General features: G+C 70.4%; 20 protein-coding genes and 2 pseudogenes. 14 read left to right on the forward strand and 8 right to left on the reverse strand.

Features of this window, described 5'->3' with window-relative positions:
• Positions 1-60: 60 nt before the first annotated feature.
• Entirely contained in the window at positions 61-1,128 is a 1,068-nt protein-coding gene (locus P8T65_RS38265; RefSeq protein WP_316729897.1) for a LacI family DNA-binding transcriptional regulator, read from the reverse strand.
• 66 nt (positions 1,129-1,194) lie between these two features.
• Between P8T65_RS38265 and P8T65_RS38270 the strand changes: the two genes are divergently transcribed.
• From P8T65_RS38270 to P8T65_RS38320, 11 genes are all read left to right on the forward strand, one after another.
• Complete coding sequence (locus P8T65_RS38270) at positions 1,195-2,454, forward strand: MFS transporter (protein ID WP_316729899.1); 1,260 nt, start codon at positions 1,195-1,197, stop codon at positions 2,452-2,454.
• A 9-nt stretch (positions 2,455-2,463) separates the two neighbouring features.
• The gene (pafA, locus tag P8T65_RS38275; RefSeq protein ID WP_013004876.1) at positions 2,464-3,825 is read left to right on the forward strand and encodes a Pup--protein ligase; all 1,362 of its coding nucleotides are present in this window, start codon (positions 2,464-2,466) and stop codon (positions 3,823-3,825) included.
• Positions 3,826-3,934: 109 nt separating this feature from the next.
• Entirely contained in the window at positions 3,935-4,879 is a 945-nt protein-coding gene (locus P8T65_RS38280) for an FKBP-type peptidyl-prolyl cis-trans isomerase (RefSeq protein WP_316729902.1), read from the forward strand.
• Between the two features lie 62 nt (positions 4,880-4,941).
• Positions 4,942-5,313, forward strand: coding sequence for an FKBP-type peptidyl-prolyl cis-trans isomerase (locus tag P8T65_RS38285; RefSeq protein ID WP_230218976.1), 372 nt, complete (start codon positions 4,942-4,944; stop codon positions 5,311-5,313).
• 150 nt (positions 5,314-5,463) lie between these two features.
• Positions 5,464-6,417: a WYL domain-containing protein gene (locus P8T65_RS38290; protein WP_316729905.1), complete on the forward strand. Its 954-nt coding sequence runs from the start codon at positions 5,464-5,466 to the stop codon at positions 6,415-6,417.
• 15 nt (positions 6,418-6,432) lie between these two features.
• A complete protein-coding gene (locus P8T65_RS38295) occupies positions 6,433-7,431 on the forward strand; it encodes a WYL domain-containing protein (RefSeq protein ID WP_316729907.1) in 999 nt (332 codons plus the stop codon).
• Between the two features lie 192 nt (positions 7,432-7,623).
• Positions 7,624-7,884, forward strand: a complete 261-nt coding sequence (locus P8T65_RS38300) for a hypothetical protein (RefSeq protein WP_316731857.1) — start codon at positions 7,624-7,626, stop codon at positions 7,882-7,884.
• 22 nt (positions 7,885-7,906) lie between these two features.
• Complete coding sequence (locus P8T65_RS38305; RefSeq protein ID WP_316729908.1) at positions 7,907-8,101, forward strand: hypothetical protein; 195 nt, start codon at positions 7,907-7,909, stop codon at positions 8,099-8,101.
• A 247-nt stretch (positions 8,102-8,348) separates the two neighbouring features.
• A complete protein-coding gene (gene tatA / locus P8T65_RS38310) occupies positions 8,349-8,639 on the forward strand; it encodes a Sec-independent protein translocase subunit TatA (protein ID WP_316729909.1) in 291 nt (96 codons plus the stop codon).
• A gap of 42 nt (positions 8,640-8,681) precedes the next feature.
• Positions 8,682-9,626 (forward strand): twin-arginine translocase subunit TatC, encoded by a 945-nt coding sequence (gene tatC / locus P8T65_RS38315; RefSeq protein WP_316729910.1) that lies wholly within the window; start codon positions 8,682-8,684, stop codon positions 9,624-9,626.
• 111 nt (positions 9,627-9,737) lie between these two features.
• Complete coding sequence (locus P8T65_RS38320) at positions 9,738-10,511, forward strand: hypothetical protein (protein WP_316729912.1); 774 nt, start codon at positions 9,738-9,740, stop codon at positions 10,509-10,511.
• A gap of 65 nt (positions 10,512-10,576) precedes the next feature.
• Here P8T65_RS38320 and P8T65_RS38325 read toward each other — a convergent pair.
• The 3 genes and pseudogenes from P8T65_RS38325 to P8T65_RS38335 all read right to left on the reverse strand — a co-directional run bounded on the left by P8T65_RS38325 (position 10,577) and on the right by P8T65_RS38335 (position 12,225).
• Positions 10,577-11,144: pseudogene (locus P8T65_RS38325) on the reverse strand (transposase).
• Positions 11,063-11,632 carry a winged helix-turn-helix domain-containing protein gene (locus P8T65_RS38330; protein WP_316731858.1) on the reverse strand — a complete coding sequence of 190 codons (570 nt, stop codon included), beginning with the start codon at positions 11,630-11,632 and terminating at the stop codon, positions 11,063-11,065. Before P8T65_RS38330 ends, P8T65_RS38325 begins: the two are co-directional and overlap by 82 nt.
• A 95-nt stretch (positions 11,633-11,727) precedes the next feature.
• The gene (locus tag P8T65_RS38335; protein WP_316729913.1) at positions 11,728-12,225 is read right to left on the reverse strand and encodes a transposase; all 498 of its coding nucleotides are present in this window, start codon (positions 12,223-12,225) and stop codon (positions 11,728-11,730) included.
• Positions 12,226-12,524: 299 nt separating this feature from the next.
• On the opposite strand from P8T65_RS38335, the gene P8T65_RS47485 reads away from it, so the two are divergent.
• The 3 genes and pseudogenes from P8T65_RS47485 to P8T65_RS38350 all read left to right on the forward strand — a co-directional run bounded on the left by P8T65_RS47485 (position 12,525) and on the right by P8T65_RS38350 (position 17,478).
• Positions 12,525-12,689, forward strand: coding sequence for a hypothetical protein (locus P8T65_RS47485; protein WP_399101942.1), 165 nt, complete (start codon positions 12,525-12,527; stop codon positions 12,687-12,689).
• A 749-nt stretch (positions 12,690-13,438) separates the two neighbouring features.
• A pseudogene (locus tag P8T65_RS38345) lies at positions 13,439-14,264 on the forward strand (transposase); the annotation flags it as partial.
• A 409-nt stretch (positions 14,265-14,673) separates the two neighbouring features.
• Complete coding sequence (locus P8T65_RS38350; RefSeq protein ID WP_316729915.1) at positions 14,674-17,478, forward strand: DEAD/DEAH box helicase; 2,805 nt, start codon at positions 14,674-14,676, stop codon at positions 17,476-17,478.
• 187 nt (positions 17,479-17,665) lie between these two features.
• Here P8T65_RS38350 and atzF read toward each other — a convergent pair whose 3' ends face one another.
• The 4 genes from atzF to P8T65_RS38370 form a co-directional block, all read right to left on the reverse strand.
• Positions 17,666-19,324 carry an allophanate hydrolase gene (gene atzF / locus P8T65_RS38355; RefSeq protein ID WP_316729916.1) on the reverse strand — a complete coding sequence of 553 codons (1,659 nt, stop codon included), beginning with the start codon at positions 19,322-19,324 and terminating at the stop codon, positions 17,666-17,668.
• A gap of 183 nt (positions 19,325-19,507) precedes the next feature.
• The gene (locus tag P8T65_RS38360; RefSeq protein ID WP_316729917.1) at positions 19,508-23,044 is read right to left on the reverse strand and encodes a 5-oxoprolinase/urea amidolyase family protein; all 3,537 of its coding nucleotides are present in this window, start codon (positions 23,042-23,044) and stop codon (positions 19,508-19,510) included.
• Positions 23,041-23,682: an urea amidolyase associated protein UAAP2 gene (locus P8T65_RS38365; RefSeq protein ID WP_316729919.1), complete on the reverse strand. Its 642-nt coding sequence runs from the start codon at positions 23,680-23,682 to the stop codon at positions 23,041-23,043. Before P8T65_RS38365 ends, P8T65_RS38360 begins: the two co-directional genes overlap by 4 nt.
• Positions 23,679-24,503 carry an urea amidolyase associated protein UAAP1 gene (locus P8T65_RS38370; protein WP_316729921.1) on the reverse strand — a complete coding sequence of 275 codons (825 nt, stop codon included), beginning with the start codon at positions 24,501-24,503 and terminating at the stop codon, positions 23,679-23,681. Before P8T65_RS38370 ends, P8T65_RS38365 begins: the two co-directional genes overlap by 4 nt.
• Positions 24,504-24,632 lie beyond the last annotated feature (129 nt).

Below are 24,632 nucleotides of genomic sequence, written 5' to 3' on the forward strand. Positions count from 1 at the left end.
CGGCACAGGCCGGGGCGCGCGGCGTTCGGTGCCGGTGGCAGCGCGCCCTGAGGGGCGGGCTCAGCCTCCTGCCCGTGCCGTGGACCGCCGCACCACCAGCTCCACCGGGATGTCCCCCTCCGTCGGTGTGCGGCCCTCCAGGACGGCCAGCAGGGCCTCCATCCCGCGCTCCCCGAACAGCTCCGCGTCCAGCCGTACGGTGGTCAGCTCGGGGTCGAGGGCGGTGGCGAGGGCGAGGTCGTCGAGCCCGGTGACGGACACGTCCTCGGGGATCCGCAGCCCGAGGCGCCGTACGGCCTTGTAGACCCCGGCGGCCAGCTTGTCGTCGTCGCACACCACGGCCGTGGGGCGTCTGCCGGTGCCGGTGCTGGTGCCGGTCAGGGCCGCCTCCGCCGCGGCCCGTGCTCCTTCGATGGAGATCGGCGCCGCGGCCGTCCGCAGCGACGCGCCTGGCACCGAGGCCACGTGTGCCGCGAGTTCCCGTGCGCGGACGTGGAAGGTCCAGGAGGGGATGTCCGCGGCGAGGTGCAGGAAGTCGCGGTGTCCCAGGGCGAGCAGGTGTTCGGTGACCTGGCGGATGCCGTCGCGGATGTCGAGGTTGACGGTCGCGGCTCCGAGGCTGCCGTCGGGGTCGCTGTCGAGCATGACGAGGGGCAGTTGGTCGCCGCGGATGGCGGTGAGCGCGTCCGCGGCCATGGAGGAGGCGATCACGCCGTCGAGGGCGGCCTGGGCGGAGGCGAAGGGGTCGCGGGCGGGGCCGACGCCCTCGGGGGAGGGGTAGAGGACCACGCCGAAGCCCTGGCGTGCGGCGACGCGTGCGGCTCCCGTGTAGACGCCGGCGAAGAACTCGGTGGTGAGGGCGGGGACCACCAGCAGGACGGTGCGGGTGCGGCCGAGGCGGAGGTTGCGGGCGGCGAGGTTGGGTCGGTAGCCGAGTTCGCGTGCGGCCTGGCGCACGCGTTCCGCGGTGGTCTCGGCGACGCGGCCGCGCCATTTGTCGCCGAGGACGAGGGAGACGGCGGCCTGGGAGACGCCGGCGGCCTGGGCGACGTCACGGCTCGTGGGCCGGGTACTACCTCGTGCCACCGTCGGCCTGCTCCCTCGTCTGGACTCGCGGTCAGGGCACATGGTACGTATGACCCGGAGACGTTATACGTAACACGTCGCTCGCGAGAGCCCGTCGAGAGGCAGGACATGGCCGCCGGATATCTCGAGATCCTCAGGACGCGGCACGCCGCGCGACTGCTCGCCGGAACGCTGGTGGGCCGGCTGCCGAACGCCACCGCCGCCGTCGCGATCGTGCTCTTCGTCCGCGCGGAGGGCGGCACCTACAGCCTCGCGGGCGTGCTCGCGGCGGTGTACGGCCTGGCCAACGCCGTCGGGCAGCCGCTGCTGGGGCGGTTGGTGGACCTGTACGGGCAGCCGCGGGTGCAGTTCCCCGCGGCGGTCGTCTCCGCCCTCGCCATGGTCGTCTTCGCGCTGTCCGGGTTGGATCCGCTGGGGCCGGCGTATCTCGCGATGGCGGTCGCGGGGCTGTGCACGCCGCCGCTGGAGGGCGGGCTGCGGGCCCTGTGGTCCTCGGTGCTGCGCAGGGAGGAGCAGGTGCACACGGCGTACGCGATGGACGCCGTGGCCCAGGAGCTCATGTTCACCGCCGGGCCGCTGCTGGTGACGCTGTGCGTGGCGCTGTGGTCGGCGTCGGCCGCGCTGGTGGTGCTGAGTGTCATCGGGGTGCTGGGGGTGCTGTGGGTGGTCGCCTCGCCGCCTTCGAGGGCCTGGCGGTCCGCCCCGCGTGAGGCGCACTGGCTGGGCGCGTTGCGTTCGCCCGGGCTGCTGTCCCTCCTCGCCGCCTTCCTCTTCGTCGGTGTCGCGCTCGGCTCGATCACCGTCGCCGCCCTGTCGTACGCGGACGGCCGCGGCGGGGACGCGGTGTACGGCTGGCTGATGGCGGGTGTCGGCCTGGGTGCGCTGGTGGGCGGCTCGGCGTACGGCGCGCGGCAGTGGACCGGGGCGCCCGAGCGGCGGCTGCAGGTGCTGGTGGCGCTTCTGGCGGTGTGTTACGTGCCGCTGACGCTGATGCCGGGTCCGGTGGGGATGACGGGTCTGACGACCCTCGCCGGGGTGTTCCTCGCGCCGGCGATCGCATGTGTGTTCGTCCTGGTCGATCGGCACGCGCCGCGGGGCACGGTCACCGAGGCGTTCTCCTGGATCGTGACGACGTTCACGGTGGGCCAGTCGGTCGGAACGGCCGTCGCCGGGCCGGTCGTCGAGTGGGGCGGGACGCTGTGGGGTTTCGTCGTGCCGGGTGCGGCGGGGGCCGTGGCGTTGCTGGTTCTGCTGGCCACGGGGCGGGTTCTCGCTGTTCCTTCCGGGGGTGCGGTGGTTGCGGTCTCACGGGAAAATGATCCAAACCGTGCTGCCGAACCCCGTTTCAGCTCGGTGGATCGGGCGTAATGTTCAGTCATGGACCGCCGCATTTTCGGGCTGGAGAACGAGTACGGCGTCACGTGCACGTTCAGGGGACAGCGCCGTCTGTCTCCTGACGAGGTGGCGCGGTACCTCTTCCGCCGTGTCGTGTCATGGGGCCGCAGCAGCAATGTGTTTCTGCGGAACGGGGCCCGCCTCTATCTCGACGTGGGCTCACATCCGGAATACGCGACACCCGAATGTGACAACGTGACCGAACTCGTCACTCACGACAAGGCCGGCGAGCGCATTCTCGAAGGACTGCTGGTCGACGCCGAACGTCGCCTGCACGAGGAGGGAATCGCGGGCGACGTCTACCTCTTCAAGAACAACACGGACTCCGCCGGCAACTCATACGGTTGCCATGAGAACTATCTGGTGGCGCGGCACGGGGAGTTCTCCCGTCTCGCGGACATCCTGATTCCGTTCCTCGTCACCCGGCAGCTGCTCTGCGGCGCGGGCAAGGTTCTGCAGACCCCGCGTGGTGCGGTGTACTGCGTGAGCCAGCGCGCGGAGCACATCTGGGAGGGCGTCAGCTCGGCGACCACCCGCTCCCGGCCCATCATCAACACCCGTGACGAACCGCACGCGGACGCCGAGCGGTACCGCCGTCTCCACGTCATCGTGGGTGACTCGAACATGTCCGAGACGACCATGCTGCTCAAGGTCGGGGCCACCGACCTGGTGCTGCGCATGATCGAGGCGGGCACCGTCATGCGCGACCTCACCCTGGAGAACCCGATCCGGGCGATCCGCGAGGTCAGCCATGACATCACCGGCCGTCGCAAGGTGCGGCTGGCCAGTGGCCGCGAGGCCTCCGCGCTGGAGGTGCAGCGCGAGTACTACGAGAAGGCCGTGGACTTCGTGGAGCGCCGCGGTATCCGTACGGGCACCGTCGAGCAGGTGCTGGAGCTGTGGGGCCGCACGCTGGACGCGATCGAGGCGGAGGACCTCGACCGGATCGGTACCGAAATCGACTGGGTGATGAAGTACAAGCTCATCGAGCGGTACCGGGCCAAGCACAACATGACCATGTCGCATCCGCGGGTCGCGCAGATAGACCTCGCGTATCACGACATCCACCGCCGTCGTGGCCTCTACTACCTGCTGGAGAGGAAAGGTCAAGCCACCCGCATCTGCAATGACTTGAAGATCTTCGAGGGCAAGTCGGTTCCGCCGCAGACCACTCGGGCCCGGTTGCGCGGTGACTTCATCCGGCGCGCGCAGGAACAGCGCCGGGATTTCACGGTCGACTGGGTGCATCTCAAGCTCAACGACCAGGCGCAGCGGACGGTGTTGTGCAAGGACCCGTTCCGCTCGGTGGACGACCGGGTGGAGAAGCTGATCGCGGGAATGTGACCTCCGGTTGAGGAAACCGGCCCTCGGGCCCCGTACGTCCTCGTACGGGGCCCGTCGCACGCCTTAGAGTGGCGGGCGACCAGAGTGCCGTCTGAGATCTGAGGAACACGTGCGCCGAATTGCCGGCCTTCTCGTCGTGCCGCTGCTGCTGCTCTCCGTAGCGGCCTGCGGCAGCGACGACGACAAGGGCTCCGACTCCACCTCCACGAAGAACGGAGTGCCCGCGATCACCAAGGGCGCCGAGTTCGGGGAGAAGCCGACCCTCGCGAAGGGGGAGGGTGACCCGCCGAAGGAGTTGAAGGTCGAGGTCATCAGCGAGGGTGACGGCGCGAAGCTGAAGAAGGGCGACGTCGCCGAGGTGAACTACCTCGGCCAGGAGTACGACGAGTCGGAGCCCTTCGACAACAGCTACGACAAGAAGCAGACCTTCCCGGTCACGCTGGGTGCGGGTGGTGTCATCCAGGGCTGGGAGAAGGGCCTGGAGGGCCAGAAGGTCGGCAGTCGGGTGGAGCTGGTGATCCCCCCGGATCTCGGGTACGGGGCGCAGGGGCAGGGCGACATCAAGGCCAATGCCACGCTGGTCTTCGTCGTGGACATCGTGAAGGGCACGACGATTCCCGCCTCGGCGAAGGGCACGGAGGTCGCCCAGGACAATATCGACCTGCCGAAGGTCGGCACGAACACCGACGGCAAGGAGCCGACGGTGACCATGCCGAAGGACGCCGACCCACCGACGAAGCTCGTCTCGAACTACGTCCTGGAGAGCGACGGTGCCGTCGTGAAGGACACGGACAGCGTGGTCGTGAACTATGTCGCCCTCCTGTGGGAGGGGGGCAAGAACTTCGACAGTACGTACAAGACGGGCAAGACGGCGACGCTCCCACTGGACCAGGTGACGCTCAAGGGTCTGAAGGACGGTCTCGTGGGCAAGAAGGCGGGCAGCCGGGTGCTTCTCGTCCTGCCGCCCGACCAGGCCTTCGGTGACAAGGAGCAGCAGGGCATCCCGAAGAACTCCACGCTGGTCTTCGCCGTAGACATCCTGGCCGTGATGTAAGACTGGGCAGGTTGCCCATCAGGCATCGCGCATGACGTTCGTACGACAGAGGAGCCAGTGCAGTGAGCATCGAGAAGCCCGAGATCGACTTTCCCGAGGGCGAGCCGCCGGCGGACCTGGAGATCAAGGACATCTGGGAGGGCGACGGCGAGGTGGCCCAGGCGGGCCAGACCGTCACCGTGCACTACGTGGGTGTGTCCTTCTCCACCGGCGAGGAGTTCGACGCCAGCTGGAACCGCGGGACGCCGTTCCGTTTCCCGCTCGGTGGCGGTCGTGTCATCAAGGGCTGGGACCAGGGTGTGCAGGGCATGAAGGTCGGTGGCCGTCGCCAGCTGACCATTCCGGCCCACCTCGCCTACGGGAACCAGAGCCCGACTCCGGCGATCAAGCCCGGTGAGACGCTGATCTTCGTGGTCGACCTCCTCGGGGTCTGATCCGTCGGATCCCGGTTCCGCGGCGATCACGCCGTGACCGGTCCCGACTGTCTGGGGTCCATGCCTTTTCGGGCATGGGCCCTCGGCTTTTGCCGCGACGCTTCGTAGCGGTACGGTCGTGCCGCGGAAACACCCGGAGGAAGGGCGTCGATGGCCATTGCCAAGGCCGAGCGGTTGATGAACCTGGCGCTGTGTCTGCTGGGGACGCGGCGGCCGCTCAGCAAGCGCGAGCTGCGGGAGTCCATCGAGGCCTATCTGGAAGCCGGCTCCGACGACTCCTTCAACCGCATGTTCGAGCGCGACAAGGACGATCTGCGTGAACTCGGCCTGGTCATCGAGACGGTGGAGAACCTCGACGGCGAGGTCGGCTATCTGGCCCGACGCGACAGCAACAGCCTCCCGCCGATCACCCTCGACGCCGAGGAGGCCGCTGCCCTCGGGCTCGCCGCGAAGGTCTGGCAGCAGGCCCGTCTCGCCGGGGCCGCGAGCGGCGCCCTGCAGAAGCTGCGGGCGGCCGGGCTGCCCGAGGATGTCGACCCGTACGAGGTCCATGGGGCCCTGGAGCCGCGCATCCCGGTGCACGAGGCCGCCTTCGAGCCGCTGATGCTGGCCTGCCGTGACCGGCGCCCCGTTGTGTTCGAGTACCGCAAGGCGACCGCCGCGCGCCCCGAGCCCCGTCATGTGGAGCCGTGGGCGCTGGAGTGCTGGCGCGGTCACTGGTACCTGGCCGGCTTCGACCGGGACCGGGGTGCCGAGCGGGTCTTCCGGCTCTCCCGGATCACCGGCAAGGTCCGCAGCCGGGGTGCCGCGTTCACCGCCGAGGTCCCCGACGTCGTCACCGTGCGGGAGACGGTCGCGAGTTGGGCCGGGGAGACCGCCGACCGTTCCGCGCTGATCCGGCTGCGCTCCGGCGCCGGCTACCCGCTGCGCGCGAAGGCCTCCCGCGTTCGGGAACTCGGGGACGGCTGGGACGAGTTGGAGATTCCGTACGGGCACGGTCTGGATGCCTGGCTGGTGGAGTTCGGGCCCGACGTGGTGGTCCTGGAGCCCGCCGAGCTGCGGGCCGACGTGGTGGACCGGCTGCGTGCCGTGGCCAAGGGTTGAGGGGGACGTAAGAACGTGGTGGGAAAACCGGCCAGGCCGGCGAACGCCATCGACCAGACCCGGCGGATGCTCTCCCTGGTGACGTATCTGCGGGAGCGGCCCGGCGCCCGGATCGAGGACGTCGCCCGTGCCTTCGGGATCACCGAGGACGAGCTGGTGTCGGACCTCGATGTGCTGCCCATGTGCGGGACCAGCTTCCGCGGCGGTGACCTGCTGGACATCGACACCGACGGCGAACGTATCTGGTGGCACAATCCGGCCGCCCTCGGCGCGGAGGCCGCCGAGCCGCTGAGGCTGGCCGCCGACGAGGCCACCGCGCTGCTGGTGGCCGCTCGGGCGGTGGCCACCCTGCCCGGGCTGCGGGAGAGCGACCGGCAGGCCCTGCTGCGGGCCACCGCCAAGGTCGAGGGCGCGGCCGGCGACGCGGCGGGCGCCAGCTCACGCCTGTCGGTCACGTTCGAGGCCGAGGGCGGGGTCTTCGCGGACGTCGACCGGGCGATCTCGGAGCGCCGGCGGCTGTGGATCCGCTACTACTCGCCCGCCCGGGACGAGGTCACCGAGCGCGAGATCGACCCGATCCGCCTGGTCAGCGTGGGTCACACCTATGTCGAGGCATGGTGCCGCCGTTCCGAGGCCCGGCGTACGTTCCGGCTGGACCGGGTCGCCGAGATCAAGATCCTCGACGAGCCGTCCGCGCCGCCCGAGATCGAGCTGCGGGACCTGTCGGAGGCGCTGGTGCAGCCGGCCGCCGAGGATCCCGAGGTGGTGGTCGAGGTGGGTCCCGGCGGGCGCTGGGTCGCCGAGTACTACCCGCACGACAGCGCCGAGGAGCTGCCGGACGGCGGGCTGCGCATCAGTCTGCGCACCCCCGACCCCGCCTCGCTGCGGCGCCTGGCGCTGCGGCTGGGGCGCGACGGCCGGATCGTCTCCCCGAAGGACCTCGCCGACAGCGCCCGCCGGGCGGCCCGCGAGGCGCTGGCGGCCTACGACGAGGCCGAACCGACCAGACCGTGACCGCGGCGCCGCAACACCACGGCACCGCGTGACGGCGGCACCGGGGGCGGCGGGACGTGACGACGACGGCGTGACGACGACGGCGTACGACCGGAATAGGGAGATACGAGGGCTGTGAGCGGCGGGTCGGTTGTGTCGGGTGTGAAGTCGGGTGTGAAGTCCGGGGTGCAGGAGATCCAGGAGATCCGGGAGATGACCGTCGCGGTCGCCTTCGCGGGGATGAAGAAGGCGGTCGACGTGGTGTTCAGGGCCGGCTGCCCCGACTGCCGGGCCAACTTCGAGCTGGGGGCGGGCGCGCTGCGGCTGGCCATCGGCGCCACCAGCAAGACCACGTTCTACTCCTTCACCTGCCCCGAGTGCGGCACCGCCGTCCGCAAGCCGGCCGGTGAGCGCATCGTCGAGCTGCTGACCGGTGGCGGTGTGCGGACCCTCAGGCTGCATTCGGCGGGATAGGGCCAGGGGCTAGGGTCGGCTCATGTTCTGGGCGATGTTCGCGGTGGCTGTGGGTTTTGTCGGGCTGGTCGTGCTCGGGGTGCTGGCCGTGCGGGTCTTTCTGGAGGCCCGGCGGCTGGGAGCGCAGGTCGCGGAGTCGGCGCGGAGGATCAGCCGGGCGGCGGACGATCTGGAGCGGGCGACGGCGAGCGCGGCCCGCTCTGTGGACGCTCTGTGACTTCCGGTCGAGGCCCTCGCGTCTTGCCCGGCGTGTGCGTTTTGCGCAACTTCGCCCTTGCCGATTTCTCACCATGGGCAGGTAGGCTCGTGGGCGAGGCCCAGGGGCTAGGCGCGGGCCGAACGCGGAGTATGCGCAGGCATTGCCAGACGTTTACTGCTGCGGGTTACGATCGCACTGCTCGGATGTATGTCCGGCTGGACGGTCGGAAACCCACCCCCGACCACGCCGTCAGAAGGAGTCCAACATGATCGGCAACCTGAAGCCCCTTGAGATCGTTCTGATCATCGCCGTCATTCTGCTGCTGTTCGGTGCCAAGAAGCTTCCTGACATGGCTCGCTCGCTGGGCAAGTCGGCTCGCATCCTGAAGAGCGAGGCGAAGGCGATGAAGAAGGATGACGAGGCGACAGCCGCTTCGGAGACCACTCAGGAGCAGGCTGCGCAGCAGCCGATCGCCCCTCGCACTATTCAGGCTGCCCCCGGCGACGTCGCCAGCTCCCGTCCCGCCACAGAGACGCAACGCACGACTCAGAGCTGATCCCGTACCCCTGAGGCCTTCTGGACGAGACGAGGATGTGGGTTGCTCAAGTCTGCCCGCAAGCAGGAGAAGGATGCCGAGGGGCGGATGCCTCTCGGTGAGCACCTGCGTGAGCTGCGCGATCGGCTGCTGAAGTCGATACTCGCCATTATCGTCGTCACTGTCGTGGCGGCGTTCTTTCAGAAACAGATCTTCGAGTTCCTGATGAGGCCGATTCTCGAGTCGGTCGGTTGTGTCAACGGTGCCACGACCATGCGGAACGGCAAACCGTGTGCATCCATGACCACGAACGGACTGCTGTCGCCGTTCACGATCGCGCTCAAAGTCGCCCTGATGGCTGGCGTGTTGGCCGCCACCCCGATCTGGCTGTACCAGTTGTGGGCTTTCATCGCCCCCGGGCTGCATCAGCACGAGAAGCGCTACGCACTCGGGTTCGTGGGGGCAGGTGTCCCGCTCTTCCTGGGCGGTGGCTATCTCGCGTACTCGATCCTGCCTCAGACGGCAGAGATCATGCTCAGCTTCACGCCTGACAACGCCCAGAACCTGCTGCCGCTCGACGACTACCTGGACTTGATCACACGCATGGTGATCGTCTTCGGCCTGGCGTTTGAGCTGCCTCTCTTGCTGGTGTTGCTGAACATGACCAACGTGCTGAGTGGCAGGAGGATGCTCAGCTGGTGGCGGGCCATGATCGTCGGTCTCACGTGTTTCGCCGCGATCGCCACGCCTGGCGGCGAGCCGATTTCGATGCTGCTTCTCGCGGGGCCCCTGTGCGTGCTCTATTTCCTTGCCGTCGGCTTCTCCCTGCTCAATGACATGCGGCGCAGGCGGAACGATTCGGACGCGCAGCTGCGTGACGACGAGGCCTCCGAGCTGGATCTGACGCCGGAGGGTATCGGCGAGATCGAACCTGTGGCCGCGCCGGTCGCGGTCGATAGAGCGGTTGCTGACCGTCAGCAGGTGAACGGCTACGACGACGCCACGTGAATGACGGAGGCCCCCACAGCCCCCAGATACTGACTTCGGCTCGTCAGGGTGACGTAGGTGTGTACGTGTGTCGGACCTTGCCGGTGGCGGGCGGTCCCTGAGACTCGTCGCATGAGTGAGGAGAGGGCTTCCGGGGACTACCGGGAGAGCGCGGGGCACGTGATGCTGCTGGCGGTGGTGCTCGCGGTCCCGGCGCTCAAGCTGGCCTGGACGCTCGGCGGCGGTGACGCGGCCCGGGACGCGCTGATCGCCATGGGGCCGGGCAACTGGGCCGACGTCCCGATCGGCATGTTCCTGAACGAGGCACTGTTGGCCACAGTGCTGGCCGTGGTCGTCTCGCGCGCCACCTACGCCCACTTCGCAGCCAGGGGCGGCGCCCTCAGACATCGAGACACTCCCATGACCGTAACCGCGGCCACTGCCGCCGTGGTTCCGGCCGCCCTGGGGGTGGTGGTCGGTGCGTTCAACGGCCTGGGCTGGGGCCTGGCCACCGGCCTGGCCTCCTACGTACTGCGGGTGGGGGTGGTGGTCGACTACAAAACCGGCCGCCGTGAGCACACTACGGGCCGCCGCACCGGCAACCCGGCCGAGACCGCCCCTCAGCGTGCCGCCGACGCCCTGTGGATCGCCGGACTGCTGCTCGGCGGCATCGTCCTGCCCGCCGTGGCGCTCAGCACCGCCCTGGACGGACGCTCCTGGACCAGTGTCGAGACGTGCGATGTGAACACCGGCAGCGGAACCCACCGCGCCCGCCTGGTGGAACTGGCCCGGCAGGGCAATGGCATCACAGGCTGGGACCTGACCGACTCAGAGGTCGTCCACGGCGTCAACTGCGCCGCTGACGAAAACGAGACCATCCGACCCCCGTGGTGGCGCGACGCCTGACAACAACTCATCCGGCTCCCGTCTGGACGTCGATGGACAGGCCGGTCCAGTGAGAACCCTGTCGGTCAGGGTGAGGCCGGGGTGTCGAGGGTCAGGCCGGTGCCGGCTATGAAGCCGTCGAGGGTGCCAGGCCGGTACTGGAGGCGTTTGAGGCGGTTTGCGTACGAGCGTCTCGAGCCGGTCGAGGGCGACAACGGCGAGGTTGGCCAGGCTGTGCTTGACGTGCGCCCACACCCACTCCACCGGGTTCAGGTCAGGCGAGTACGCGGGCAGCAGGAACACTGTCAGCCAGTCGCGCTCGGCGATCAGCTCACGCATGGCGTGGGAGATACGGGTGTTGAGCCGGTCCCACACCAGCACGATCGGTGCCTTGACAAGCTGATGGGTGCCGTCGATCAGCGCGATGAAGGCACGCTCGCCCATGCTGCGGCGTTTGGCCTTGCCCGCGGGGTGGGTACGCAGGCGGTGGCACAGCCGGGTCCGTGAGCCGGGACGCATCGCGATCAGCCCGGCTACCGACAGACGCCCCGAGCGCCGCCCGCTCACCGTCACTACCGGGGTGCGGCCGCGTCGGCCCCAGGTGCGTCCTCTGGGCGGCCGGCGGGTGAAGCCTGCCTCGTCATCGAAGCAGATGTAGCCCCCGCAGGCCGCCCGGGCTCCTTTACCTCCGACCAGGTCGCCTCCTTCCATGCCTTGACGGCCTGCTCGTCCCGCTCAGCCACCCGCCGTGCGGGCACCTGCGGGCTGAAGCCGAGCCGGTGCATCAACCGGGTGGTACCCGAGACGCTGTAGGAGACGTGGAACTTCCTGCCGATCAATGTGGTCACCCGCGCAGCGGTCCACACCTGGTCCTCGACCCAGCCGTGCGCGGCCGGCCCTTGTTCGAGATACGCGGCGAGTTTCTCCGGGCAGAGCGGGGAGAGACGGCACCGAGAACCGCTCGGACCACGGGACGCCAGGGCCCGGCCGCCGCCGTCGCGCCACATCTGATGCCACTGATAGGCCGATTTCCGGCTCACTCTCAGCCGACGGGCAACCTCCGGCGGCTTGATCTTCTGCTCGAACAGTTCGGCCGCCTGCAGTCGTACCGACTCACGGCGCTGACGCCCTGCAGGGGTCAGCCCGCCTCCATCCGCATACCTCACACACCGCGGAATAGGGCCACCACCCTGGCCGTATCAGGGACTTCGCGAAAGATCACCCTGACGAGCCGAAGTCAGTAGTTCCCGCATTCGTAGCAGCGTGAGACGGACGGCACCGAGGCCGCGGCTTTCACCGACTGCGCATCGCTGATCCCGGCCGTCGGCTCCGCCTCACGGCCCTCCCGCTCACGCACCCGTCCGCGCGGCCGGTCGTGGAACTCCCTGATCAGCCCGTGCTCGCGCCGGGGGCGGAAGAAGGCGTAGACCCGGCCCCAGGCGGGGAAGTCCGCGGGCATCGCCCGCCAGGAGATCCCGCCCGCCACCATGTAGCGGATCGCGTCCAGCAGTTGGCGGTGGCAGTAGCCCTTGGATTGCCCGCCCGGCCCCTGACGCCAGGCCGGCACCGGCAGCAAAGGCCGCACCGCTGCCCACTCCGCGCCCGTCGTGTCGGAGGGATACCGGCGTTCCCGGTCCGGATGATCGGCCGCGTTGCCGTATACATGCGCGAGGCAATCACACGATGGAACAGCTGAGTTGAACTGAACGGGTTCGGACGCGTACAACAACGACACCAGGGCCTCCCGGTTCTGCTCGGTCAGATTCGCATCCCCGAGCTACCGAGATGCCCTGCCTTCATGCGCGTACGCGGGGAGGATCTCCCCGGCGGGAAACCTGTTCGATCCGCACGTTCCATGATCGGTTGAGATATGGCTTCTAGTACTCCAGCAAGACCTTGTGGTTTGACCTGGGGAAACGTCGAGCGGTGGGAGTGTAGTGGGCAGGATGCGGTCACAAACGGCTTCTTTCCGTACGCCCCTCGAAGGAGTGCCCACGACGGCAAGGTTGCCCTGGGCCTGGGAAGTCTCGGGTCGTGATCACCGAACAGGCAGCCGAGACCTGGGACCGCGACCTGGACCACCTATGGCAACTTGCCGAACACGCTGGCCACGCCACCCCCGTCGGACTGCAGGCCTACGTCGCCGAACACCTCGGCCGCCCCGACGAGGTACTGATCATCGACGACACCGGGTCCTGAAGAAGGGCACCACCTCCGCCGGCGTCCAAGGGCAGTACTCCGGCACCGCCAGCCGCACTGCCAGATCGGCGTCTTCGCCGTCTGCGCCAGCACAGCCGGCCGCGCCAGCACAGCCGGCCGCGCCAGCACAGCCGGCCGCGCCCTGGTGGACCGCGAGCTCTCGGTGAGGGGCCGTTGTGGCTCTCGGCGATCCGGACCGCGTTCTCGCGCCGGGTGGTGGCCTGGGAGACCTCCGCCCGCGCGGACACCGACCTGGTCCTGTCCACGCTGGAGTACGCGCTCGCGAGCCGGGAAGTCGAGCCGGGCCGGCTGATCCACCATGCGGGTCACGGCTGCCAGGGCAGTACACATCCGTGTAGCTGACAACTCGACTACTGCGGACGGGCGTTGAGGCATCCATGGGCTCGGTCGGCGACAGCTACGACTGTCAGTCTCGTCGTACCGGATCCCGCAAGGATCGGGTGGTCCCGGCCGTGTCGTTCTGACTCTTGCTTATGACTGACCCTGTGGGTGTCCTGGCGTTGATCTGTCGACCGTCCGGCCGGGCACGCAACAAGCGCTGCAGACCGAGCATCTGGGGTCGATTCAACAAGTCAGGAGCCTGGCTCCAACTCGTCAAAGCGTCCCCGTGACAGTCCTGTCCGTCCGGCCGGCGACAGCGTGCACCCCACGCTAGCGGTCGGAGGAGGCACAGTGAACAACAGCGGGCAGCCCAGGTCCGGGCATGTCGTGATCGGCGTCGACACGCACAAGTTCTCCTGGACGTCGCCCTCGCGGTCGCGCTGGGCGGGGATTGCCTGGCCGACGCCAGCATGCTTCGGGCGGAGCCCGCTGCGTTCGGGCCGGTGGCCTCCGACCCGACCATCTCCCGACTCGACGGCACGCTCGCCCGGGGCGGGAAGCGGGCCCTGACCGCACTGCGCGCGGCCCGCGCCGAAGTACGCGAACACGTGTGGAAGTCGGCCGGCCAGGCGGCGCCGGACGCCGACGGGCAGGTGATCGTGGACATCGACGGCGTCCTCGTCATCGCGCACTCCGAGAAGCAGGATGCCGCCGCGACCTGGAAAAAGACGTTCGGGCACCACCCGCTGATGGGGTTCGTCGACCACGGCCGGGGCCGGTCCGGCGAGCCGGCCGTGGGTCTGCTGCGGCCCGGCAGCGCGGGCTCCAAGACCCGCCGACCACATCGACTCCACGAAACTGGCCCTGGCCCAGCTGCCGAAACGGCTTCGGCGGGCGCCAGACGCTGATCCGCACCGACTCCGGCGGCGGCACCCACGAGTTCGTCGCCTGGCTCACCCGGCGCGGGCGGTGACTGTCGTACTCGACGGGATGACCATCGCCGACGCCAGCCACCAGGCCGTCTTAAAGGTCCCGGCCTCGGCCTGGACGCTGGCCGCCGAGCCCGACGGCGACATCCGCGACGGCGCCTGGGTCGCCGAACTCGCCCACGACTGCCTGACGGGCTTGCCGAACGGACTGCGGCTGATCGTGCGCAAGGAACGCCCGCACCCCGGCGCCCAGTTGCGCTTCACCGACGCCGACGGCATGCGGTTGACATGTCTCGCCACCAACGGCTGCTGCTGCCGCGGGTGGCAAAATGTCCCACTTTGATGTCAAGTGCGAAGAATGTCGACGCCATCCCCGACCCGACCGGAGCCCGGCTGAGGCCACCTCCATCGCCTCGCGCTGGCGCACAGCCCCGATCAATCCACCGGCCAAGGTTCCACGAAGCTGGGACCCAATCCCTTAGTCGCTGGTATTGCTTGCAAGGCGGGTGTTCAACTTTCCCCTCTGATGAGAATGACGTTGCATGCCTACGCAGCGTGATGCTTCGAACGCATGTTATGTCAGTGGATCGCATGTTTTGCTGAATAGTCAAGTAGATTCGGACCGTCGGCGATCTTGATCTGTACAGAGGAAGAGAGGGAGCGCGATAAAGATCGTCCTGTTGTCAGTGGGGCCCGGTACGCTCGAAAGCACGATGACAGAGGACCTCTCACCGGCCGAGCGGTACGCGGCAGCACGTAGGCGCGCTGCCGAGCAGGCCACCGCGCTCGCCTCCTTCCGCGAGATGTACGACTTCGGTCTCGACCCCTTCCAGATCGAGGCCTGCCAGGCGCTGGAGGCGGGCAAGGGCGTCCTGGTGGCCGCCCCCACCGGCTCGGGCAAGACGATCGTCGGCGAGTTCGCCGTCCACCTCGCCCTGCAACAGGGCAAGAAGTGCTTCTACACGACACCCATCAAGGCCCTGTCGAACCAGAAGTACGCCGACCTGTGCCGCCGTTACGGCGCCGACAAGGTCGGTCTGCTCACCGGTGACAACAGCGTCAACTCCGACGCCCCCGTGGTCGTGATGACCACCGAGGTGCTGCGGAACATGCTGTACGCGGGCTCCCAGACCCTCCTCGGCCTCGGATACGTCGTCATGGACGAGGTGCACTACCTCTCCGACCGCTTCCGGGGCGCCGTGTGGGAAGAGGTGATCATCCATCTTCCCGAGTCGGTCACCCTGGTCTCGCTGTCCGCCACCGTGTCGAACGCCGAGGAGTTCGGCGACTGGCTGGACACCGTGCGCGGCGACACCGACGTGATCGTCTCCGAACACCGGCCGGTGCCGCTGTTCCAGCACGTGCTCGCCGGACGGCGGATGTACGACCTGTTCGAGGAGGGCGAGGGCAACAAGAAGGCCGTCAATCCGGACCTGACCCGGATGGCGCGGATGGAGGCCAGCCGGCCCTCGTTCCAGGACCGCCGGCGCGGCCGTGCCATGCGCGAGGCCGACCGTGAGCGCGAGCGCAGACAGCGGTCGAGGATCTGGATCCCGAGCCGCCCCGAGGTCATCGAACGGCTCGACTCCGAAGGCCTGTTGCCCGCCATCACCTTCATCTTCAGCCGCGCCGCCTGCGAGGCCGCCGTCCAGCAGTGCCTGTACGCGGGCCTTCGGCTGAACGACGACGAGTCCCGGCACAAGGTGCGCGCCCTCGTCGAGGAGCGCACCGCCTCCATCCCCCGCGAGGACCTCCACGTCCTCGGCTACTACGAGTGGCTGGAAGGCCTGGAGCGCGGCATCGCGGCCCACCACGCGGGCATGCTGCCGACGTTCAAGGAGGTCGTCGAGGAACTCTTCGTACGCGGCCTGGTCAAGGCCGTGTTCGCCACCGAGACCCTCGCGCTCGGCATCAACATGCCCGCCCGCTCGGTGGTGTTGGAGAAGCTCGTCAAGTGGAACGGCGAGCAGCACGCCGACATCACCCCCGGTGAGTACACCCAGCTGACGGGGCGTGCGGGCCGGCGCGGCATCGATGTCGAGGGCCACGCGGTGGTGCTGTGGCAGCGGGGCATCAACCCCGACCACCTCGCCGGGCTCGCCGGCACCCGGACGTACCCGCTGCGCTCCAGCTTCAGGCCGTCGTACAACATGGCGGTCAACCTGGTCGAGCAGTTCGGGCGGCATCGCTCGCGCGAGTTGCTGGAGACCTCGTTCGCGCAGTTCCAGGCCGACAAGTCGGTCGTCGGGATCTCCCGGCAGGTGCAGCGCAACGAGGAGGGCCTTGAGGGCTACAAGGAGTCCATGACCTGCCACCTCGGGGACTTCGAGGAGTACGCGCGCCTCAGACGGGACCTCAAGGACCGCGAGACCGAGCTGGCCAAGCAAGGGGCCGCGCAGCGGCGCGCCGAGGCCGCCGTCGCGCTGGAGAAGCTCAAGCCCGGCGACGTCATCCATGTGCCCACGGGCAAGTACGCCGGGCTCGCGCTGGTGCTGGACCCGGGGCTGCCCGCCGGGCGGTCCAACGGCCACCGGGGGTTCGAGCACCACGACGGGCCGCGTCCGCTGGTGCTGACCGCCGAGCGACAGGTCAAGCGGCTGGCGTCGATGGACTTCCCCGTGCCGGTGGAGGCGCTGGAGCGGATGCGGATCCCGAAGTCGTTCAACCCGCGTTCGCCGCAGTCGCGCCGGGATCTGGCGTCGGCGTTGCGCACCAAGGCCGGGCATCTGGTGCCGGACCGGCACCGCAAGCGGCGGGCCGCCGCCGCGGACGACCGGGAGATCGCGCGGCTGCGCGCCGAGCTGCGGGCGCATCCGTGCCACGGGTGCAGCGACCGTGAGGACCACGCGCGGTGGGCCGAGCGGTACCACCGGCTCAAGCGGGACACCGCGCAGCTGGAGCGGCGTATCGAGGGCCGTACGAACACGATCGCGCGGACCTTCGACCGGATCGTCGCCCTGCTCACCGAGCTGGACTATCTGCGGGGTGACGAGGTCACCGAGCACGGCAAGCGGCTCGCCCGGCTCTACGGCGAGCTGGACCTGCTCGCCAGTGAGTGTCTGCGCGCGGGTGTGTGGGAGGGGCTCGGGCCGGCGGAGCTCGCGGCGTGCGTCTCGGCGCTGGTCTACGAGGCGCGCGTCGGGGACGACGCGATGGCGCCGAAGCTGCCGTCCGGGAACGCCAAGGCCGCGCTCGGGGAGATGGTGCGGATCTGGGGGCGGCTGGACGCGCTGGAGGAGGAGTTCCGGATCACGCAGAGCGAAGGGGTCGGGCAGCGGGAGCCGGATCTCGGCTTCGCCTGGGCCGCGTACATGTGGGCTTCGGGGTCGGGGCTCGACGAGGTGCTGCGGGAGGTGGAGATGCCGGCGGGTGACTTCGTGCGGTGGTGCAAGCAGGTGATCGATGTGCTGGGGCAGATCTCCGCGGCGGCGCCCGCCGGGTCGACCGTGGGGAAGAGTGCGCGTAAGGCTGTGGACGGGGTGTTGAGGGGGGTTGTCGCCTACTCGTCGGTGGGGTGAGGCTTCGCCGGGCGGGGGGGGTGGGGTTCGGCTTCGCCGGGCGAGAGGTGGGGTGGGGTGGGTTGTCGGATGGGGGCGGGTGAGTGCGGCTTCTCGCGCAGTTCCCCGCGCTCCTAAAGGCTTGTGGGGGTTCTCTTGCGTGGTTCCCCGCGGCCCGCAGAGACATCAGCCCGGAGTGCAGACCGGTTCAGTGGGTTACGTAGTTGCGCCAGCTGCCGTGTTCCGTGATGTCCTCGGTGTCTCTGAGGGCTGACGGTTCGCAGAGGAAGCCCGGGGTTCGGGTGCCGTCGGCGAGTTCGACGGTGCCCAGGGTCATGGGGCGGGGGAGGGTCGTCAGGAGGCGGCCCAGGCCCTCTGCCGGGAGGCGCCAGACCTCGGTCTCGATCGGGGCGCCGCCCTCGCCGACATGGACCAGGCCCGGCTTCGGCGGGGTCGTGCGCAGGGCGTGGAGGCGGTAGACGGGGGCCGTCGTGGTGGTTCGTTCCAGTCGGGCGCCCAGGGACAGCAGTTGGGGGTTCAGGGGCTGGCCCGAGAGGTGGGCGCCCACCACCGCCAGGCGGGTGTCCGGCTGGAGTACGGCGGCGAGGCGGGCCAGGCGGTCGTCCGTGAAGGCCGGGCCGACCAGCATCACGCCGAAGGGGAGACCGTTCACCTCACCGGCGGGGACGGCCACCGCCGCCAGGTCGAAGAGGTTCGTGGAATTGGTGAAGCGGCCGAGGCGGGCGTTGGCGCCCAGCGGGTCGGCGGCCACCTCGGCGAGTGTGGGGTGGCCCGGTGTCGTCGGCAGCAACAGGGCGTCCGCGTCGGCCAGTTCGGCGAGCGCGCGGGTGCGCAGGGCGGACAGGTGGTCCTGGTCGGCGAACAGCTGGTGGGCCGGGATGTCCCGGGCCCGGGTGATGATGCCCGCGACGGTGGGGTCCAGGGAGTCCACGCCGTCCGCGATCGCCTTGTCGACGAAGGCACCGACCGCCGTGTAGCGCTCGGCCACGAAGGCGCCCTGGTAGAGCATGGCCGCCGCCTCGGTGAACGGGGTGAGGTCGAGGGTGCGTACGTCCGCGCCCGTGACCCGCAGACGGGTGACGGTCGCCTCGTACGCCTCCGCCCAGCCCTCGTCGAGTTCGCCCAGGTGAGCGTGTGAGGGGACCGCGACGCGCCAAGGGCCCGGGGCACGCGGGGGGAGGGACGGGAGGACGCGGTCGGGCGGGGAGGTCATGTGGGCGAGGGCCTGTTCCGCCTCCGGGAGGGTGCGGGCGAACACCGTGACGCAGTCGATCGAGGCGCAGGCCGGGACCACGCCCGTGGTGGGGACCAGGCCCCGGGTGGGCTTCAGGCCGACGATGCCGTTGAAGGCGGCCGGCACCCGGCCGGAGCCCGCCGTGTCGGTGCCGAGGGCGAGGTCGACGAGGCCGAGCGCCACCGCTACGGCCGACCCCGCGCTGGAGCCGCCGCTGACGCGCGACGGGTCATGGGCGCCCCGGACCGCGCAGTACGGGGAGCGGGTGCCGACCAGGCCCGTGGCGAACTGGTCGAGGTTGGTCGTGCCGAGGACGAGGGCGCCGGCCGCGCGGAGGCGGGCGACGGCCGGGGCGTCGGCGTCCGGGGTGTACGCGTACGCCGGGCAGCCGGCGGTCGTGGGGAGGCCGTGGACGTCGATGTTGCCCTTCACGGCGAGCAGGCGGCCGGCGAGGGGGAGGTGGGCGCCGGCGGCCAGGCGGGCGTCGATGGCCTCGGCTTCGGCCTCCGCGTCGGCGCGGGGGCGTAGGTCGATCCAGATCTCGGGGCGGTCCACGGCCTCGATGCGGGTGTAGGCCATGCGGACTCTGGTGAGGGTGGGGGAGGGGGGCATCTTCGCTCCTGGGGGTGGGGTGCGGTGGTCGGGTGCGGGGGATCTTTCGCCCCCGCCGCCCCTACCCGTCCCGTCCTCCAGGGGCTGTGCCCCTTCGGCCCCCCTGCGCCAACCGGGGTGGGGTGTGGGGTGTGTCGGCGGGTGCGGGTGGGTGGGGGGTTCTCGCGCAGTTCCCCGCGCCCCTTACGGGGCGGGGGCGGTGGTGTCCGGGGTCAGGATGATCAGGGGGGTGCCCGGGGACACCTGGGTGCCCGGGGTGGTCAGGATCTGGGTGATGACGCCGGTCGTGGGGGAGGGGACTCGGGACTCCATCTTCATGGCCTCCAGGGTCAGGAGGGGCTGGCCGGTGGTCACCCGGTCGCCCGGTCGGACGGTCACCTGCCAGACCGACGCGGTGAACTCGGCCTCGATCAACTGGGCGCCCTCGGGCACGTGGACCTCGGCGGGCGGTACCGGCTCGGCGGCCCCCGTCTCCGCTCTGTCGAACTCGCCGGCGGCCTCCCAGGCGGCCCTCTCCGTCGCGAACGCCCTCTGCTGTCGACCTCTGAACTCGGCCACCGAATCGGCGTGTTCGGACAGGAACGTCTCGTACCCGGCCAGGGAGAAGGTGCCCTGCTCCACGCGCGGGACGAAACGGCCCGAGACGATGTCCGCGCGCAGCGCCAGCAGTTCGTCGGCGTCCACGGGATACCACTTGATGCGGTCGAAGAAGCGGAGCAGCCAGGGCGAGCCGGGCTCGAAGGCGCCGCGCTGCTGCCAGGGGGACCACACCTGGGTGGTGCGGCCGACGAACTGGTAACCGCCGGGCCCTTCCATGCCGTACACGCAGAGGTAGGCGCCGCCGATGCCGACCGAGTTCTCCGCCGTCCAGGTGCGGGCCGGGTTGTACTTCGTGGTCACCAGGCGGTGACGGGGGTCCAGCGGGGTGGCCACGGGTGCGCCCAGGTAGACGTCGCCGAGGCCCAGGACCAGGTACTCGGCGGCGAAGACGGTGTCGTACACCTCCTCCACCGTGTCCAGGCCGTTGACGCGGCGGATGAACTCGATGTTCCAGGGGCACCAGGGCGCGTCGTCGCGGACGCCCGCCATGTAGCGCGCGATGGCCTCGCGGGTCGCGGGGTCGTCCCAGGAGAGGGGGAGGTGGATCGTGCGGGAGGGGACGACCAGTTCGTCGGCGGGGGGCAGCGCTGTCACGATCCGCCGGACCGCGTCGAGGAGTGCGGACTGGGTCAGGGTCGCCGGGTCCGTCCGGATCTGCAGGGAGCGGATGCCGGGGGTGAGGTCGGTGACACCGTCGAGGCCCGCCTCGGCGACCGCCTCCATCAGGGCGTGGACGCGCATCCGCAGGGCCAGGTCGAGCCGCATGGGCCCGAACTCGACCAGGAGGTTGTCGTCCCCGCTGCGGCGGTACGTCACGTCGCCGTCGCGGGCCAGGACGCCGCCGTCGACGATCGGGGGGCGGGGCGAGGCGTCGTCGGCGACCGGGAGGAAGCGGACGGTGTCCCCGGGGCGCAGCTGGCCGAGCTTCCAGCGTTCGGTGGAGACGACCGTGGCCGGGCAGACGAAGCCGCCGAGGGAGGGGCCGTCGGGGCCCAGGAGCACCGGCATGTCCCCGGTGTAGTCGACGGCGCCGACCGAGTACGGGGTGTCGTGGATGTTGGACGGGTGCAGGCCGGCCTCGCCGCCGTCGGCGCGGGCCCAGCGGGGCTTGGGGCCGATCAGGCGTACGCCGGTGCGGGCCGAGTTGAAGTGGACCTCCCAGTCGGCCGCGTAGAACTCGTGGATGTCCTCCTCGGTGAAGAACTCCGGTGCCGCGTGCGGGCCTTCGAGGACGGCCACCCGCCAGGAGGTGGGGAAAGCGGGGCGGGCGTCCGGCGGGACGGGGGCCGCGTGTTCGGTGGCCGCGCCGCCGTGCAGGACGTCGCCCGTGCGCAGGGCCCGGCCGCCGTGGCCGCCGAAGCGGCCCAGGGTGAACGTGGCCGCGCTGCCCAGGAACGAGGGGACGTCCAGGCCGCCGCCCGCGAAGAGGACGTAGGTGCGCAGGCCGTGGTCGGTCGGGGCACCGACGGCCAGTACGGCTCCGGCGGGCACCGTCACGGGTTCCCACCGGGCGACCGGTGCGCCGTCCACGGTCACCTGGGCGGGCGCGCCCGTCACACAGACCGTGGTGGCGTGTGTGAAGCGCAGCGTGGGCCCCTGGAGGGTGCATTCGAGGCCGGGGGCGCCCTCGGGGTTGCCCAGCGCCCGGTTGCCGAGGCGGAAGGACAGGTCGTCCATGGGGCCGCTGGGCGGGACGCCGACCTGCCAGTGTCCGGTGCGGCCGGGCCAGTCCTGCACGGTGGTGAGCGTGCCGCCGGAGACGACCTCGATGCGGGGCGTCGGGTCGGAGACGGCTGCGAGGGTCGCCGTGGTGTGGTCGGCCCGTCGGAAACCGGGGTCGGTGAGGGCCGCTCGGAGCTGGCCCAGGTTCGTCTCGATGCCGTCGATCCGGGTCCTCGCCAGTGCCTCGTCCAGGCGCCGCAGTGCGTGGGCGCGGTCGGATCCGTACGCGACGATCTTCGCCAGCAGCGGGTCGTACGACGTCGTGACCTCGGTGCCCGTCTCCGCCCAGCCGTCGACGCGGACGCCCGGCGGGAACTCGATCCGGGTCAACAGGCCCGCGCTCGGCCGGTGTTCGCGACAGGGGTCCTCGGCGTAGATCCGGGCCTCGACGGCGTGGCCGCGCGGCTGGCCCGGGGCCCGGACGACGGCCCTGTCGCCGCGGGCCAGGCGCAGCATCCAGGCGACGAGGTCGACGCCGTAGACCTCCTCGGTGACCGGATGCTCCACCTGGAGGCGGGTGTTGACCTCCAGGAAGTACGCCTCCTCGCGTGCGGCGTCGTACACGAACTCGACCGTTCCGGCGGAGCGGTACTCGACGCTCGCGCACAGGTCGCGGGCGGCGGCGGTCAGCCGTGCGCGCACATGGTCGGGCAGGCCGGGGGCCGGGGCCTCCTCGACGACCTTCTGGTGGCGGCGCTGGAGGGTGCAGTCACGGTCGCCGAAGGTGACGACGAGGCCGTCGCCGTCGCCGAAGACCTGCACCTCGACGTGGCGGGCCCGCTCGACGAGCCGTTCGAGGTAGACCCCCGAGGACGACGCGGCGAAGGAGGCGGCGGCGACGCGCCGCACCCGCTCCCAGGCCTCGGTGAGTTCGTCGGCGGATCGACATGCCGACATACCGATACCGCCGCCTCCGCCGGTGGCCTTGAGCATCACCGGGTAGCCGATCTCCGAGGCGTGGCCGAGGGCCTCGTCGAGCGAGGCGAGCAGGTCCGTGCCGGGCAGGAGGGGCACGCCCGCGGCCTCGGCCGCCGCTCGCGCGGTGTGCTTGGCGCCGAACAGCTCCAGTTGGTCGGGGGTCGGTCCGACGAACACGATGTCGGCCTCCGCGCAGCGGCGGGCGAAGTCCGCGTCCTCGGAGAGGAACCCGTACCCGGGGTGGAGGGCGCCCGCGCCGGTGTCCTTGGCGGCCTTCAGGACCAGGTCCGCGTCGAGGTACGACTCCTTCGCGGGCGCCGGGCCGAGCCGTACCGCCTCGTCGGCGAGCCGGACGTGGGCGGCGGAGCGGTCGGCGTCGGAGTACACCGCGACCGTGCGCAGGCCCAGTTCGCGGGCGGTGCGGATGATCCGGACGGCGATCTCGCCCCGGTTGGCGACCAGCAGGGTGTCGAAGGTCATGTGCCCGCTCCGGTGGTCGTCGCCTCTCCGGCGTCCGGCACCCGGCCGGTGATCGTCACTTCCACGGCCGTCGGGTCGAAGCCGTTGCAGGGGTTGTTCATCTGGGGGCAGTTGGAGATCAGGACGAGCACGTCCCGCTCGGCGCGCAGGGTGAGGGCGAGGCCGGGGGCGGAGATCCCGTCGACGATGCCGAGGGTGCCGTCCTGCTCGACCGGGACGTTCATGTACCAGTTGATGTTCGACACCAGATCGCGTTTGCCGAGGCCGTGCCTCGCGCCCTCCGTGAGGAAGTTGTCCACGCAGGCGTGCTGCGACCAGGTGTGGTGCCCGTACCGCAGGGTGTTCGACTCCTTGGAGCAGGCGCCGCCGACCGTGTCGTGCCGGCCCACGTCGTCGGCGGTCACGGTCATCAGCGGGGTGTGTTCGTTCGACATCAGCACGCTGCCGGTGGTGAGGAAGATGCCGCCCTGGGCGTGGATCGTGTCGGGCGCGCTGTAGCGGACGGCCGTGTCGTGGGCGTCGTACACCAGGAAGTCGACGGCCTGGTTGCCGTGCAGGTCGGTGAGGGTGAGCGTCTCGCCGGCACGGATCACCGACGACCAGGCGGCGCGGGCCGGGACCACGGTCCTCGTGCTCATGCGATCCCCCTCGCGGTGAGGAACTCGGCGGTGTTCAAGAAGGCCCGGCGGCCCTCGGGCGTGGCGTCCCACAGGGGGTCGCCGGGCTCGGTCGGCCGGGCACGCCAGGCGAGCACCTCCAGGGGGGTGCTGACGTACTCGGGGCGCGGGTCCGCCGGGTGCGGCACATTGGCGATCAGCACGGTCACGTCCTGCTCGGTGCGCAGGGTCACGGCGGCGCCGGGGCCGGCGGAGCCGGTGAAGTCGAGGGTGCCGTCCTCGCGTACCCGTACCCCCTGGAAGAGGGAGAGCGAGGGCGGGAGGTCCCGGGGTTCCAGACCGTTCTTGGCGGCGGCCAGCTTGAACAGTTCACGCCCGGCGGGGGAGGCGGAGTGCGGGGTGCCGTCCCCGTACCGCTCGGTGTTGCGTGCGAGGGTGGAGGTGCCGCACAGGGCGTCGTGCCGGCCCGAGGTGTCGGCGACCACCGAGGCCAGGACCCGGCCCTGGTCGGACAGGAGCAGGACCCCCTCGCCCAGGTAGGCGTTCCACTGGACCTTGACGGTGTCGGCCACGTTCAGCCGCTCCCAGGGGCGGTCGGCGTGGTGCAGCAGCAGATGGGCACAGGCGTCGCCGCGCAGATCGGTCAGCCGGAGCTCGGTGCCGCGGGCGAGCACCCGGTGCGTGTAGTTGCCGCCCGCCACCGTCTCGGCCCAGACCAGCCGTGCGGGCTCGCAGGGAGGGGTGGGCCAGTCGCTCGCGGGCACCACGGGCATGGACTCGGCGGCGGAGCCCTCCTGGGCGCGGGCGTGATCACGTGCTCCGTACGTCGTCGATGTCGCCATCGTGGGACCTCCGGGTGCGGCGTGTATTTCTGTCGTGCGACAGAAATTAGGAGCGGGGTGCGTCCGTGCCATGTCCCTCGCGTTGCCGGGTGGTTACCGCCCCCTCACGATGATCGTGCCCGGCCGGGG

The sequence above is a fragment of the Streptomyces sp. 11x1 genome (assembly GCF_032598905.1).
GTDB lineage: Bacteria > Actinomycetota > Actinomycetes > Streptomycetales > Streptomycetaceae > Streptomyces.